Source organism: Sphingobium limneticum, from assembly GCF_008710155.1.
Lineage (GTDB): Bacteria > Pseudomonadota > Alphaproteobacteria > Sphingomonadales > Sphingomonadaceae > Sphingobium > Sphingobium limneticum.
The window spans coordinates 75,400-90,017 of the sequence record NZ_VYPZ01000003.1 but is presented as its reverse complement, the minus strand read 5'-3'; the positions used below and the strand labels follow the sequence as shown (position 1 = coordinate 90,017).

General features: G+C 61.7%; 14 protein-coding genes and 1 tRNA gene. 10 read left to right on the top strand and 5 right to left on the bottom strand.

All coding sequences use genetic code 11. The annotated features are described in order from the left end of the window. Positions 1-57 precede the first annotated feature (57 nt). Together F4U94_RS05110 and F4U94_RS05105 are read right to left on the bottom strand one after the other, a co-directional pair. A complete protein-coding gene (locus F4U94_RS05110) occupies positions 58-1,230 on the bottom strand; it encodes an acetyl-CoA C-acetyltransferase (protein WP_120250106.1) in 1,173 nt (390 codons plus the stop codon). A 49-nt stretch (positions 1,231-1,279) separates the two neighbouring features. Continuing rightward, positions 1,280-2,368, bottom strand: coding sequence for an alpha/beta hydrolase (locus F4U94_RS05105; protein WP_120250107.1), 1,089 nt, complete (start codon positions 2,366-2,368; stop codon positions 1,280-1,282). Here F4U94_RS05105 and phaR point away from each other — a divergent pair. From phaR to proS, 3 genes are all read left to right on the top strand, one after another. Continuing rightward, entirely contained in the window at positions 2,367-2,963 is a 597-nt protein-coding gene (gene phaR, locus F4U94_RS05100; RefSeq protein ID WP_120250108.1) for a polyhydroxyalkanoate synthesis repressor PhaR, read from the top strand. The genes F4U94_RS05105 and phaR overlap by 2 nt on opposite strands. Before the next feature lie 4 nt (positions 2,964-2,967). Then, on the top strand, positions 2,968-3,309 hold the full coding sequence (locus tag F4U94_RS05095; RefSeq protein ID WP_120250109.1) for a hypothetical protein: 342 nt from the start codon (positions 2,968-2,970) through the stop codon (positions 3,307-3,309). A gap of 97 nt (positions 3,310-3,406) precedes the next feature. Beyond that, on the top strand, positions 3,407-4,933 hold the full coding sequence (gene proS / locus F4U94_RS05090) for a proline--tRNA ligase (RefSeq protein WP_120250110.1): 1,527 nt from the start codon (positions 3,407-3,409) through the stop codon (positions 4,931-4,933). Between the two features lie 79 nt (positions 4,934-5,012). Here proS and hslU read toward each other — a convergent pair whose 3' ends face one another. Together hslU and hslV are read right to left on the bottom strand one after the other, a co-directional pair. Beyond that, a complete protein-coding gene (gene hslU, locus F4U94_RS05085; protein ID WP_120250111.1) occupies positions 5,013-6,314 on the bottom strand; it encodes an ATP-dependent protease ATPase subunit HslU in 1,302 nt (433 codons plus the stop codon). Between the two features lie 17 nt (positions 6,315-6,331). After that, positions 6,332-6,898: an ATP-dependent protease subunit HslV gene (gene hslV, locus F4U94_RS05080; RefSeq protein WP_120250112.1), complete on the bottom strand. Its 567-nt coding sequence runs from the start codon at positions 6,896-6,898 to the stop codon at positions 6,332-6,334. A gap of 176 nt (positions 6,899-7,074) precedes the next feature. On the opposite strand from hslV, the gene F4U94_RS05075 reads away from it, so the two are divergent. Continuing rightward, the gene (locus F4U94_RS05075) at positions 7,075-7,263 is read left to right on the top strand and encodes a hypothetical protein (protein ID WP_120250113.1); all 189 of its coding nucleotides are present in this window, start codon (positions 7,075-7,077) and stop codon (positions 7,261-7,263) included. A gap of 23 nt (positions 7,264-7,286) precedes the next feature. Here the strand turns inward: F4U94_RS05075 and F4U94_RS05070 are convergent, their stop codons facing one another. Beyond that, positions 7,287-7,415: an entericidin A/B family lipoprotein gene (locus F4U94_RS05070; protein WP_120250114.1), complete on the bottom strand. Its 129-nt coding sequence runs from the start codon at positions 7,413-7,415 to the stop codon at positions 7,287-7,289. A gap of 140 nt (positions 7,416-7,555) precedes the next feature. Between F4U94_RS05070 and F4U94_RS05065 the strand changes: the two genes are divergently transcribed. The 6 genes from F4U94_RS05065 (at position 7,556) to F4U94_RS05040 (ending at position 14,596) form a co-directional block, all read left to right on the top strand. Continuing rightward, positions 7,556-7,630: transfer RNA gene (locus F4U94_RS05065), tRNA-Val, on the top strand. A 116-nt stretch (positions 7,631-7,746) separates the two neighbouring features. Then, positions 7,747-9,969, top strand: a complete 2,223-nt coding sequence (locus F4U94_RS05060) for a S9 family peptidase (RefSeq protein ID WP_120250115.1) — start codon at positions 7,747-7,749, stop codon at positions 9,967-9,969. Between the two features lie 128 nt (positions 9,970-10,097). After that, positions 10,098-11,123, top strand: coding sequence for an aspartate-semialdehyde dehydrogenase (locus F4U94_RS05055; protein WP_120250116.1), 1,026 nt, complete (start codon positions 10,098-10,100; stop codon positions 11,121-11,123). Between the two features lie 152 nt (positions 11,124-11,275). Further along, positions 11,276-11,914 carry a DUF2238 domain-containing protein gene (locus F4U94_RS05050; RefSeq protein WP_120250117.1) on the top strand — a complete coding sequence of 213 codons (639 nt, stop codon included), beginning with the start codon at positions 11,276-11,278 and terminating at the stop codon, positions 11,912-11,914. 44 nt (positions 11,915-11,958) lie between these two features. Then, positions 11,959-12,720: an alpha/beta fold hydrolase gene (locus tag F4U94_RS05045; RefSeq protein ID WP_120250118.1), complete on the top strand. Its 762-nt coding sequence runs from the start codon at positions 11,959-11,961 to the stop codon at positions 12,718-12,720. 52 nt (positions 12,721-12,772) lie between these two features. Beyond that, on the top strand, positions 12,773-14,596 hold the full coding sequence (locus tag F4U94_RS05040; RefSeq protein ID WP_120250119.1) for a M2 family metallopeptidase: 1,824 nt from the start codon (positions 12,773-12,775) through the stop codon (positions 14,594-14,596). Positions 14,597-14,618 lie beyond the last annotated feature (22 nt).

Here is a 14,618-nt window from a genome sequence, read left to right as displayed (position 1 = left end):
CAAAAAAGCCGCCGCTCCCTTTTGGAGCGGCGGCTTTTTTGCCGGTTCAATATGAGATCAGCGTTCGATGCAGAGCGCCACGCCCATGCCGCCACCGATGCAGAGCGTGGCAAGGCCCTTCTTCGCGTCGCGCTTGGCCATTTCGTAGAGCAGGGTGGTCAGCACGCGTGCGCCCGACGCGCCGATCGGGTGACCGATGGCGATCGCGCCGCCATTGACGTTCACCTTTTCGGGATCGAAGCCCAGTTCCTTGCCCACGGACAGCGCCTGCGCGGCGAAGGCTTCATTGGCTTCGATCAGGTCGAGATCGGCGACCGACCAGCCGGCCTTCGCCAATGCCTTGCGGGTGGCCGGGGCCGGGCCGATGCCCATGATCGAGGGATCGACGCCGGCAGTGGCGAAACCGGCGAGACGGCCCAGGATGGTCACACCGCGCTTGGCGGCATCGTCGGCCGTCATCAGCACCAGCGCGGCGGCGCCGTCGTTCAGGCCGCTGGCATTGCCGGCGGTGACGGTGCCGTCCTTCTTGAAGGCGGGCTTGAGCTTTTCCATCGCTTCGATCGTGGCGCCATCGCGAATATATTCGTCATTCTCGACAATGGTGTCGCCCTTGCGGCCCTTGACCGTGACGGCGGCGATTTCATCCTTGAAGCGACCCGATGCGCGGGCGGCCGACGCCTTGTTCTGGCTGCCGACGGCGAAGGCGTCCTGCTCTTCGCGGGTGATCTGATATTTTTCGGCCAGATTTTCGGCGGTGATGCCCATATGATAGCCGTTGAAAGCGTCGGTCAGGCCGTCCTGGATCATCGTATCGACCAGGCTGAGATTGCCCATCTTCTGCCCGGCGCGCAGGAATTGCGCATGGGGGCTGAGCGACATATTTTCCTGACCGCCCGCAACCATGATGCTGGCGTCGCCATTGGCGATCGCCTGAGCCGCGAGCGCGACGGCGCGCAGGCCCGAACCGCACACCTGGTTGATGGCGAAGGCGGTGCGATCGACCGGGATGCCGGCGGCGACGGCGGCCTGGCGCGCGGGGTTCTGGCCCAAGCCGGCAGTCAGCACATGGCCCAGAATGACTTCATCCACTTCATCGGGGGCGATGCCCGCCTGCTCCAGCGCGGCGATGATCGCGGTCTGACCCAGCACATGCGCGGGGGTCGTTGCATAGGCACCCAGAAAGCTACCGACAGGCGTGCGCTTGGCGGCGGTAATGACGATGTCTGACAAAGTCCTGATCCTCTTTGGTGGTGAATATGTTTTCGCAGGTGCGATAGCATCATGCGCCGTGGCTGGAAAGCCAAAGGGACAGGGGTTCCCACAGCATTTCGCGGGCGCGGCCACCCACCACCATGCCGACATGGCCAAGCGAGAAACGGCGCTCTTCGCGCAAGCGAGGGCCGGCTGCGGCGGGGACGATGCGATCGGTCGTGGAGACGATGGACAGGGTCGGGCAGGCAAGCGCGGCGGGATCGACGGTCTGCCCGTCGATCTGCCAGCGCCCGGTGCCGCTGAGATTGCCGGCGTAAAATTCGTCGAACAGGTCGCGGCCGGCCGCGAAGGTCAGGGGCGCGCCGCCATTGGCCCAATCTTCCACGGCCAGGAAGGCACGTTCCGCATCCGATCCCGGCGCTGCATCGGCAAAGGCGGCATATTTGCGGATGGTCCGCACCGGGTCCATCGCCCAGAAGCCTGATTGCATCACCTCCATCGGCACATAGCCGATCCGTTCGCACATCGGTCTTGCGCCGCGCCACAGGCCGGCGATCAGGTCGAGATCATCCGACGCGAAGGCATCGAAATGCCACGGGGCCGCTATGGTAGCGACGGCGGGAAAGGATTGCAGCGCTGCGGCACCGAGCGCCAGGCTGCCGCCAAGGCAATAGCCGACCAGGATCGGCGGGCGGGGCAGGCCCGCAAGCAGGGGCAGGAGCCTGTCCGTTACATGGCCATCCAGGCCGAGCATCGCGTCCTGCGCAGATGGTGTGCCCCAGTCCAGCAGATAGGCATCATGTCCTGCTGCACCCATGTGGCGCAGCAAGGATCGACTTTCCGACAGGTCCAACACCTGCGGCGGGTTGATGAGCGACGGTATGAAAACCACCGGATTACGGTCACTTGCCGCGCCATATTGCAGCAAACGGGCCGGCCCGGCCGTGGCGACGCAGCGGGCCTGTGGCGGGGCGGGCGGGCGCATTGCGTCCTGATATTTGCGCAACCCCTGGAAGGCCCGGCGCCGAAGGTCCGGATCATTCTCCGTTTCGCGCCATAAAATATTGAGAAAAAGGGGTAAAGGCCGCGGCCCATGTTGCGGTGCGGCATCGGCCTGTGCTAATGCGAGATGGTCAGGTGTGGGAGAGGAATCCATGGCCAAGTCCAAGACCGCTAATGAATCAGAACCGGTCGTCATCAAGAAGTACGCCAACAGGCGGCTCTATAATACCGAAACTTCGAGTTATATCACGTTGGACCTTCTGTCGCAGATGACGCGCGAGGGGCGCGAATTCGTGGTCGTGGACGCCAAGACCGGCGAGGACATCACCCATAATGTCCTGACCCAGATCATCATGGAAGAAGAACAGCGTGGCAAGAATATGCTGCCTGTCAATTTCCTGCGCCAGTTGATCGCCATGTATGGCGATTCCATGCAGTCGATGGTGCCGCAATATCTGGAAGCGTCGATGGACGCTTTCCGCAAGAACCAGCAGCAGTTTCAGGAAGCGATGAAGGGTGCGTTCGGCGGCGGTCCGCTGGCCGACATCGCCAAGCGCAACCTGCAGATGTTCGAAGCCGCTGCCAGCGCATTTGGCAATGGGGTGCCGGGGATGCCTAATGTTCCGGGCGTGACGCCCGCTGCTTCTGCACCGACCCCGGCTGCGGCCGAGGAAAGCAAGGATGAGGAAATCAGCGACCTCAAGGCGCAATTGGCGGCGCTCAATGCCAAGATCGACAAGCTGACCTGAACCGATGGCCAAGGCGGATCGACTGGAGCGGCTCGACGTCCGCCGTATCGAAGTGGAAGCGGAGTATCGCGATGCCTTGATCGCGGCGCTCCGCGTCACGGCAGCGGGGCGGTGGGGCCTGTTCGATCATCAGAAGGACAAGGCCGCCCGCGCCCGCACGGCGCCGGTCATCGCCTCGCTGGAGGAACTGGCGGACGAGATTGGTGCCATGCGCGACACGTTGGGGCTGGAGCCTTTTGCGCTGCATCAGGATTTCATGGCGGTTCGCGGGCCGGCCGCCGCCGATGCCGTCGGCGAACCCAAGCAGGCCAAGATCTGGCTGGAGCAGTTGGGCGCGGACGCCTGAACCCGCATCATCGCGCCCTTGTGGGGGTCGACATATATGGCGCGTCTGGCCTATGGCGCGCCATTCTTCTTTTCGTTCTAGCCAAGGTCCGCATCCCGTGAAGCACGCCCTCAACGTCACCCGCGAACAGGATTTCGCCGCCTGGTATCAGGCCGTCATCACCGAAGCCGATATGGCCGAGGAAAGCGGCGTACGCGGCTGCATGGTCATTCGTCCCTGGGGCTATGGCATCTGGGAGCGTATCCAGAAATTGCTGGATGAGCAGATCAAGGCGACCGGCCATGAAAACTGCTATTTCCCGCTGTTCATCCCGCTGTCTTACTTCGAGAAGGAAGCCGAGCATGTCGACGGCTTCGCCAAGGAAATGGCGGTCGTCACCCATCATCGCCTGATCCAGAAGGACGGCAAGATGGTGCCCGATCCCGAAGCGAAGCTGGAAGAGCCGCTGGTCGTGCGGCCGACGTCGGAAACGGTGATCGGCGCGGCGTTCAGCCGTTGGGTGCAAAGCTGGCGCGACCTGCCGGTGCTGATCAATCAGTGGGCCAATGTCGTGCGCTGGGAAATGCGCACCCGCATGTTCCTGCGCACCGCCGAATTCCTGTGGCAGGAAGGGCATACCGCCCACGCCACCGTCGAAGAGGCGATGGAAGAAACGCTCAAGATGCTGGAAGTCTATCGCGCCTTTGCCGAGGATTGCGTGGGCCTGCCGGTCGTTGCGGGCGAAAAGCCGGAGAATGAGCGCTTCCCCGGCGCGGTGGCGACCTATTCGATCGAAGCGATGATGCAGGACGGCAAGGCGTTGCAGGCCGGCACCTCGCATTTCCTGGGCACGACCTTCTCTTCGGCGCAGAATATCAAGTTCCAGAATGCCGAAGGCCAGCAGGAACTGGCGCAGACGACCAGTTGGGGCGTGTCCACCCGCATGATCGGCGGCCTGATCATGGTCCATGGCGATGATGATGGACTGCGCGTGCCGCCGCGCGTGGCGCCCTATCAGATCGTCGTCGTGCCGATGCTGCGCGACAATGACGAAGATGCCGCGATCGTCGATTATTGCACCGATCTGGTGAACCAACTGAACGGGCTGGACATATTCCGCGAGCCAGTGCGCGCGCTGCTCGACAAGCGGCCGGCCAAGGCGGCGACCAAGCGCTGGGGCTGGGTCAAGAAGGGCGCACCGATCGTGATCGAGGTCGGCGGGCGCGATGTGGCGGGCGGCAATGTGTCGGTCATCCGCCGCGATCGCCTGTATCGCGAGGATGGCAAGCTCAACAGCCAGATCGTAGCCAAGGGTGATTTCGTTGGCAGCGCGGCCGCAACGCTTGAGGATATTCAGGCGTCGCTGTTCGCCGATGCCAAGGCGCGGCTGGACGGCAGCATCGACACGTCGATCGGCGATCTCGATGCGCTCAAGGCCTATTTCAACGCGTCGAAAAAGCCGGGCTGGGCGCTGGTCCAATGGTCCAAGCCGACTGGCGAAGGGCTGGAGAAGGTCGTGCAATGGCTGAAGGGCGAAAAGCTGACCCTGCGCAACGTGCCGCTGGATGCGCAGGCGGCGGACGGTGCGTGCATCTTCACCGGTGAAAAGGCGGTGGAGCGCGTTCTGGTGGGGCGCTCTTATTAAACCAGACATTCCCCGGTCCAGGCCGGGGAACAGCTGAAACGGCAGAACTGGACCCCGGCCTGTGCCGGGGAACAGTCAGTTACAGCACATATTTGCTCAGGTCGGTGTCGTGCGCGACGGCCGACAGTTGCTTTTCGACATAGGCCTGATCGATTACCAGCGTTTCGCCGCGACGATCCTCCGCTTCGAAGCTGACATCTTCCAGCAGCTTTTCCATCACCGTCTGGAGGCGGCGAGCGCCGATATTCTCGATCTCGCTGTTCACGTCGGCGGCGATCTTCGCGACGGCGCGGATGCCTTCGGGCGTGAGGTCGATCGTCACTTCCTCCGTTGCCAGCAGCGCGCGATATTGCGCAACAAGGCTGGCCTTGGTGTCGGAGAGGATCGCGACGAAATCTTCCTCCGTCAGCGCCTTGAGTTCCACGCGGATCGGCAGGCGGCCCTGGAGTTCGGGCAGCAGATCGCTGGGCTTGGCGACATGGAAGGCGCCCGACGCGATGAACAGGATATGGTCGGTTTTCAGCGGACCATATTTGGTCGAAACGGTCGTGCCCTCGATCAGCGGCAGCAGGTCGCGTTGCACGCCTTCGCGGCTCACCGAACCGCCGCGCACGTCACTGACCGCGATCTTGTCGATCTCGTCCAGGAAGACGATGCCATTCTGCTCGGCACTGGTGATGGCGACGCGGGCGACATCGTCCTGATCCAGGCGCTTGTCCTGTTCTTCCTCGACCAGCTTGTCCCAGGCTTCGGCCACACGCATCTTGCGGCGCTTCTTCTGGGTCTGGCCGAACGCCTTGGACATCATGTCGCTGATGTTGATCATGCCGACCTGACCGCCCATGCCGGGAATTTCCATCGGCATGGAGGGGGTGTCGGCGACCTCCACCTCGACCTCCACATCGTTCATCTGATCGTTCTCGATCTTCTGGCGGAAGGAGAGGCGGGTGGCTTCGCTCGCTTCCTTGCCGGTCAGCGCGTCGAGCAGGCGAGCCATGGCGGCTTCGGACGCGGCTTCGCGCACCGCTTCGCGACGGCGGTCCTTTTCAAGGCGCACCGCTTCCTCGACCAGATCGCGGACGATCTGTTCGACGTCGCGGCCGACATAGCCGACTTCGGTGAATTTGGTGGCTTCCACCTTCACGAAGGGGGCGTCGGCGAGTTTGGCCAGGCGACGGCTGATCTCCGTCTTGCCGCAGCCCGTCGGCCCGATCATCAGGATATTCTTGGGCGTCACCTCGTCCCGCAAATCGGCAGGCAGGTGCTGGCGGCGCCAGCGGTTGCGCAGGGCAACCGCGACGGCGCGTTTGGCGTCATGCTGGCCGATGATATGCGCGTCCAGCGCGGCGACGATGGCTTTGGGGGTCAGATTGTCGTTCATGGTCTTTTCTTGAAATTTCAGTTCGCGCTGTCGAGCGTTTCGATGGTGAGCTGGTCATTGGTATAGACGCAGATGTCGGCGGCTACGCCCATGGCCTTGCGGGCGAGGGTTTCGGCATCTTCCTCATATTCCACCAGCGCGCGGGCAGCGGCGAGGGCGAAATTGCCTCCCGATCCGATGGCGGCGACTCCGCCCAGTGGCTCCAGCACATCGCCATTGCCAGTCAGGATCAGGGTGACGTCCTTGTCCGCGACGATCATCATCGCTTCCAGATTGCGCAGATATTTGTCGGTGCGCCAGTCCTTGGCCAGTTCCACGGCGGCGCGCATCAACTGGCCGTTATGGCGTTCCAGCTTGGCTTCCAATCGCTCGAACAAGGTGAAAGCGTCGGCGGTCGCACCTGCAAAGCCGCCGATGACGCTGCCGTCATGCAGCCGGCGGACCTTGCGGGCGTTGGGCTTCATCACCGTCTGGCCCATGGAAACCTGACCGTCGCCCGCGACGACGACCTTTCCATTCTTGCGGACGGACATGATGGTGGTGCCATGCCAGACCGGCATGGAGGCGCTGCGTTGGTCGTTCATGGGCCGGCATATGGGACGCTGCGCCGCCCTGTGCAAGTCACGCCGCGCGTAACGGCGAAGCGTGTCGTTTCGGCGACAATATTCTTACAATATGGTCAGGAACAAAAGTCGATCAATTGACATTGTGCAGTGCACAAACAATGATGAGCCAACTTATTCGAAAGCGAGAACAGGTGATGTCTCTCAAGGCCAGAGCACAGGAAAAGGTCGAACGAGCCGGGATTTCCAATTACTCGTTCGATCAGGATGTGCTGGTCATGTGCGGCGTGCGCTACACGATCGAAGCGTGCGAATGTGGCGAACCCGATTGCGATGGCGTTCGCCTGAACAAAAACATGGCCCTGATGGGCCGCGCGCTTCAATAAGGTCGAAGGAGGCCGACGCCTCCTTAATGAATGGCGTCCTTCCCGGCGCGACCCACCGATTCGATATCCCGGCCGACACCCTGAACCGTATTGCACGCGGCAAGCGCCGAAAGCAGCAGGCTGCCGATCAGCAGGGCGATAGTTTGACGCATAGATAGACAGTCCACTTTTTAAAATTGAACGCCGATTATAGGCACCGACAGGGCAAAGGCGAAAGCATTTTGCATCAAATCGCCCGCAGCATGTTGACAGGCTGCGCGCCCGATGCCAAAGGCCGCCTCCTCCTTACAGGGGGCGCGTAGCTCAGCGGTAGAGCACACCCTTCACACGGGTGGGGTCACAGGTTCAATCCCTGTCGCGCCCACCATCCTCGACAAGAGGATGGCAGGACAGTTTATTTCCCGGCATTGATCTTTTCTTGTTCGTCGCGCTAAGCCGTCGGCATCAAGCGGTGCGTTTTCGCGCCGGCCGGAAAGGATCATCATGCCCCCCTATCTGAAATGCGGCGCTGCGCTTGGCGTGCTGCTGCTTTCCCCGACCATCGTAGCGCAAGCGCAGGAAAAGCTGACGCTGGAGCGCGTCTTTGCCAGCCCCGACCTGGCCGGGCCGCAGCCCCGCGCGTTGAAATTGTCACCCGACGGATCGCTGGTCACGTTGCTGAAACCGCGCGCGGATGAGAAAGAGCGGCTCGACCTTTGGGCGATCGACAGCAAGACCGGCGCGGAACGCATGCTGGTCGATTCGAAGAAGACCGGCAGCGGCGCGGCTTTGAGCGAAGCCGAAAAGATGCAGCGGGAACGCGATCGCAGCGTCGCGGGTAGCACGGGCATCACCAGCTATGACTGGGCGCCGGACGGCAAGAGCCTGTTGGTGCCGGTCGATGGCGACCTCTATCTGGCCGGCCTGGATGGCAAGGTCACGCGCCTGACCGATACGCCCGATGGCGAACTGAATGGCGTGGTCAGCCCCAAGGGCGGTTTTGTGTCCTTCGTGCGGGACGGCAATCTCTTTACCCAGCCGATCGGCGGGCAGGAACGGCAGTTGACGCAGGGCGCCAGCGACACGTTAAGCTGGGGCGTGGCGGAATTCGTCGCGCAGGAGGAAATGGATCGGCGCACCGGTTACTGGTGGTCGCCCGACGACAGCCGCATCGCCGTCGCCCGCGTCGATGAAAGCCCGGTCGGCATCGTCACCCGGACCGCGATCGGCGGCGAGGGGACGAAAGTCTATCAGCAGCGCTATCCCGCAGCCGGCACGCCCAATGCCATCGTCGACCTGTTCGTGATGAAGCCGGACGGATCGGAACAGGTGCAGGTGGATATGGGCACGGACAAGGATATCTACCTCGCCCGCGTCGATTGGTCGAAGGATGGCAAGACGCTCTACGTCCAGCGTGAGAGCCGGGATCAGAAGCGGTTGGACCTGCTGGCGGTCGATCCGGCTACGGGCAAGGCGAAGGTGGCGCTGAGCGAAAGCGCGAAAAGCTGGATCAACCTGTCGAACAATTTCCATGCGCTGGGCGACGGCAGTTTCCTGTGGTGGTCGGAAAAAAGCGGCCATGGCCATCTTTATCGCGTCAATGGCGCCAAGTGGACGGCGCTGACCAGCGGCAATTGGGAAGTGCGCGATGTGGTGGGCGTGGATGAGGCCAAGGGCCTGGTCTATTTCACCGGCAATCGTGAGACGCCGCTGGAGCAGCAGCTTTATGTGACGTCACTCGGCAAGGCGGGGCAGGCGCGGGCGCTGACCGCCAATGGCTGGTGGAATGACGCCGTGATGGACGGCGCCGCCAGCAAGATCGTGGTGACGCGCCAGAATGTGGACCAGCCCAAGCAGGTCTATCTGGCCGACAGCAGCGGCAAGCAATTGCAATGGTTGTCGCAAAATGCGCTGACGGGCAGCCATCCCTATGCGCCCTATGTCGCCGATCATGTAAAGACCACCTTCGGCACCGTGAAGGCCGCCGATGGATCGACGCTCTATACCAAGATCATGACGCCAAAGATGGAGCCGGGAAAACGCTATCCTGTCTTCATGATCCACTATGGCGGTCCCAATGGCGGGCGGCAGGTGACCAACACATGGTCGGGCGCGCTGAACCAATATCTGGTGGATCGCGGCTGGATCGTCTTCGCCATCGACAATCGCGGCACGCCCGATCGCGGCAAGGCATTCGAGGATCAGCTGTATCGCGCCATGGGCACTGTGGAGGTGGACGATCAGTTGAAGGGCGTGGAATGGCTGAAGGCGCAGCCCTTCGTCGATCCCAAGCGGATCGCCACCTATGGCTGGTCCTATGGCGGCTATATGTCGCTCAAGCTGTTGGAGAAGGCGCCGGGCGTGTTTGCCGCCGCCGTATCCGGTGCGCCAGTGACGAAGTGGGAACTGTACGACACCCATTATACCGAACGCTATCTGGGCAAGCCGCAGGACAAGCCCAGCGCCTATCCGGCGTCGGGTGCCGTGGATGAGGCGGTGAAGATCAAGGATCCGATGCTGCTGATCCACGGCATGTCGGACGACAATGTGGTGTTCGACAATGCCACCGCGCTGATGGCGAAGATGCAGGGCGCGGCGGTGCCGTTCCAGATGATGGCCTATCCAGGCCAGACCCATCGCGTCGGCGGGCCGGGCATCAGCGTGCACCTGTGGAAGACGATCGAGCATTTCCTGGCGCAGGAAGCAGGTGGGCCACCGTTGAAATGACGCACTATCGAAATTAAATTGCGCTGTTGAAGGGCTTTGCAGCAGCAAAGCCCTTCTTTCTGGACAAATGCGGCCACATCGCTATGGCGCGCACTCCGCAATGATGCGTTGAAATGGAGACTTTAGTCATGGGTTACAGGGTCGTCGTCGTAGGTGCCACCGGTAATGTGGGCCGCGAGATGCTGACCATTCTCGCCGAGCGCGAGTTCCCTATTGACGAGATTGCGGCGGTTGCATCGTCGCGGTCCACCGGCACCGATGTCGATTTCGGTGAGACGGGCAAGGTACTCAAATGCAAAAATATTGAACATTTCGACTTCACCGGATGGGACATCGCCCTGTTCGCCGCGGGCAGCGGCCCGACGGCCGAATATGCGCCCAAGGCGGCGGCGGCGGGTTGCGTCGTGATCGACAACAGCTCGCTTTACCGCATGGATCCGGACGTTCCGCTGATCGTGCCGGAAGTGAACCCGGACGCGATCGACGGCTATACGAAGAAGAACATCATCGCCAACCCCAACTGCTCGACCGCGCAGATGGTCGTGGCATTGAAGCCGCTGCATGACGCCGCGAAGATCAAGCGCGTGGTCGTGTCGACCTATCAGTCGGTGTCGGGCGCGGGCAAGGCGGGCATGGACGAGCTGTTCGAACAGAGCCGCAACATCTTCGTCGGCGATCCGGCCGAGCCCAAGAAGTTCACCAAGCAGATCGCCTTCAACGTGATCCCCCATATCGACGTTTTCCTGGACGATGGTTCGACCAAGGAAGAATGGAAGATGGTCGCGGAAACCAAGAAGATCCTCGATCCCAAGGTGAAGGTCACGGCGACCTGCGTGCGCGTGCCCGTGTTCGTCGGCCATTCGGAATCGATCAATATCGAGTTCGAAAATGAGATTTCGGCCAAGGAAGCGCAGGACATCCTGCGTGAAGCGCCGGGCATCATGCTGGTCGATAAGCGCGAAGACGGCGGTTACATCACGCCGATCGAATGCGTGGGCGATTTCGCGACCTTCATCAGCCGCGTGCGCGAAGATTCGACGATCGAAAACGGCATCAACCTGTGGTGCGTCAGCGACAATCTGCGCAAGGGTGCGGCGCTGAACGCTGTGCAGATCGCCGAACTGCTGGGCCGTCGTCACCTCAAGAAGGGCTGAGGCCTTGCTACGTTGATACGATTGAAGAGTTCAATCATGCTGTTCCCCGGCGAAGGCCGGGATCCAGTTGATTGCGCGGAACTGGACCCCGGCCTTTGCCGGGGAACAGTAGAAAATCAGTTCCTGTCGATGCTTCGTTCCATAGGGAATCTATGATTTCCAGCCCTGTCACGATGTGGAAGGCCATTCCGATCGCGCAGCGCCGGATGATCGTGATGTTGCTGGCCGCCATCGGCGCGGCCAATATCGCGCAGCCCTTTCCCGATCTCGCCCCGCTCCAGCATGGACCGACGGTCGCTCTGACCCTGGCCGCGCCATGGCTGTTGCGGCGCTGGCCGCTTTCTACATCCGCTGCCGCCTGCATCTGGCTCTTCCTGCTGCTGCACACTTTGGGTGCGCGCTGGATCTACAGCTATGTGCCCTATGATGATTGGGCGCGGACGGTGAGCGCGCATAATCTCTCCAGCCTCTTCGGCACGACGCGCAACGGTTATGACCGGCTGGTGCATTTTTCCTTCGGTGCGTTGCTGACGCTGCCGGTGGCGGAATTTGCGCGGCGGCATGGCGGGCTGTCATGGGGATGGAGCCTGTGTTTCGCCTTTGCCGCCATCGGCCTTGGCAGCGCGCTGTACGAGATATTCGAATGGCTGCTCACCATCATGGCGGCCGGCGAAACGGCCGATTATTATAACGGGCAGCAAGGCGACGTCTGGGACGCGCAGAAGGATATGGCCGCTGCGCAGGTCGGGAGCGCATTGGCGCTCATCGCGCTCTTGCGCCGCCGGGGATGACGCCATATCGGCAAGGCAAGCCCGACCATAAGGAATAGCCTGCGATGACCGACCTCAAGATCGAACGCCATGATATTGAGGGCCGGGACGGGTTGCCGATCGCGGTGCATGTGGTCGGAGAGGGCCGAGACCTCGTCCTGATCCACGGCTACTTCTCCAATGCCTTCACCAACTGGGTCCGCTATGGCCATGCCGCCAAGTTGGTGGAGGCGGGGTTCCGCCTGATCCTGCCGGACCTGCGCGGCCATGGCGAAAGCGCCAAACCGCATGACGCTGCCGCTTATCCGGCCGACGCGCTGACCGACGACAATCTGGCGCTGGTCGAGCAGATGGGGCTGACCGATTATGATCTGGGCGGCTATTCGCTGGGCGCACGCACGACCGTGCGTATGCTGGCGCGCGGGGCGACGCCGCGCCGCGTGATCCTGGCCGGTATGGGGTTGCGCGGCCTGGTCAAGACGCTCGACAAGGGTGGCTATTACAAGAATGTGCTGACCAACCTCGGCACGTTCGAGCGCGGCACGTCGGAATGGATGACCGAGGCGTTTCTGAAGACGACCAAGGGCGATCCGGTGGCCATGCTGCATATCCTCAACACCTTCGTCGATACCGATGAAGCGACGATTGCAGGTTTCCAGCAGCCGGCCGAGGTCATTTGCGGCGCGGACGATCAGGATAACGGCATCGCGCAGGAACTGGTCGATGTGCTGCCCAACGGCCGCTATGTCGAGATACCGGGCAACCATATGAACGCCGTGACCCGCAAGGAACTGGGTCAGGCGATGGTCGATTTCCTGACCGCTTGACTGTATCGCTCTGCCAAGTCAGTTTCCCCTCATAAACCTATAGGGGACACTCATGAAAATCGCTATTTCCATGGCCGCGCTTGCGGCCGCCCTCGTTGTATCGCCGGTGCTGGCGCAGCAGGCGCCCGCCGCTGCTACGCCGACTGCGGCCGAAGCGGACGCCTTCCTGACCAAGGCTGAGAAGGCCCTGTTCGACCAGTCCATCGTCAGCGGCCGGGCGGCGTGGATCAACGCCACCTATATCACCGACGATACCGACGCGATCGCTTCCTATTTCGGCGCGATCGACACCAGACAGCGCGTCGATTACGCGCTGGAGGCCGCGAAATATGCGACAGCGCCGGGCCTGTCGGAGGAAACCAAGCGCCGGCTGACCCTGCTGCGCACCGCACTGACTCTGCCTGCGCCGACGACGCCGGGGGCAGCGGAAGAACTCAACGACCTCGCGACCAAGCTCCAGTCAGCCTATGGCAAGGGCAAGGGCACGCTCAAGGGCCAGCCGATCAATGGCAGCGATATCGAAGAGCAGATGGGGGAAAACCGCAACCCTGAAGAATTGAAGGAAATGTGGGTCAGCTGGCACGACAATGTCGGCGCGCCGATGCGGCAGGATTACGCCAAGCTGGTGGACATCGCCAATGCCGGGGCCAAGGAATTGGGCTTTGCCGATACCGGCGCGATGTGGCGGTCCAAATATGACATGCCGGCCGATGATTTCGCCAAGCTGACCGACAAGATCTGGGCGGAGGTCAAGCCGCTTTACGACGATCTCCATTGCTATACCCGTACCAAGTTGAACGAGAAATATGGCGATGCGGTACAGGCCAAGACCGGCCCGATCCGCGCCGACCTGCTCGGCAATATGTGGGCGCAGGAATGGGGCAATATCTATGATGTCGTGGCGCCGGCGGGGGCGGGCGATCTGGGCTTCGACACCACCGACCTGCTCAAGACCAAGGGCTATGACCCGGTCAAGATGGTGAAAGCGGGAGAGGGCTTCTACAGCTCGCTGGGCTTCGAGGCCCTGCCGCAGACCTTCTGGGATCGCTCGCAAATCACCAAGCCGCGCGACCGGGAAGTCATCTGCCATGCGTCGGCTTGGGATCTGGACAACAAGAACGACATTCGCATCAAGATGTGCACGAAGGTGAATGGCGACGATTTCGTCACCATCCATCATGAACTGGGCCATAATTATTATCAGCGCGCCTATCAGATCCAGAAGCCGCTTTATCTGGACGGTGCGAATGATGGCTTCCACGAAGCGATCGGCGATTTCGTCGCCCTGTCGATCACGCCCGATTATCTGGTGAAGATCGGCCTGCTGGACCAAGCAAAGGTGCCCGGCGCGGACAAGGATCTGGGCCTGCTGTTGCGTCAGGCGATGGACAAGGTCGCCTTCCTGCCGTTCGGCCTGCTGATCGACAAATGGCGCTGGGGCGTGTTCGACGGGTCGATTCCGCAGAGCCAGTATGAGAAGAGCTGGACCGACCTGCGCCGCCAATATCAGGGCATCGTTCCGCCCGTGTCCCGCGATGAAACGAAGTTCGATGCCGGCGGCAAATATCATATACCCGGCAACACGCCTTATACCCGCTACTTCCTGGCGCGGGTGCTGCAATTCCAATTTTATGAAGCCGCATGCAAGCAGGCGGGATGGAAGGGGCCGCTCCACCGCTGTTCCTTCTATGGAAACAAGGCCGTAGGCGCGAAACTTGATGCGATGTTGAAGATGGGCGCCTCAAAGCCCTGGCCCGACGCGTTGCAGGCCTTTACCGGCAGCCGCGAAATGTCCGGCAAGGCATTGGTCAATTATTTCGCACCACTGCAGAAGTGGTTGGTTCAACAGAATAAAGGCAAGTCTTGCGGCTGGTAAGTCGGTGTAAAGATTGATAAGC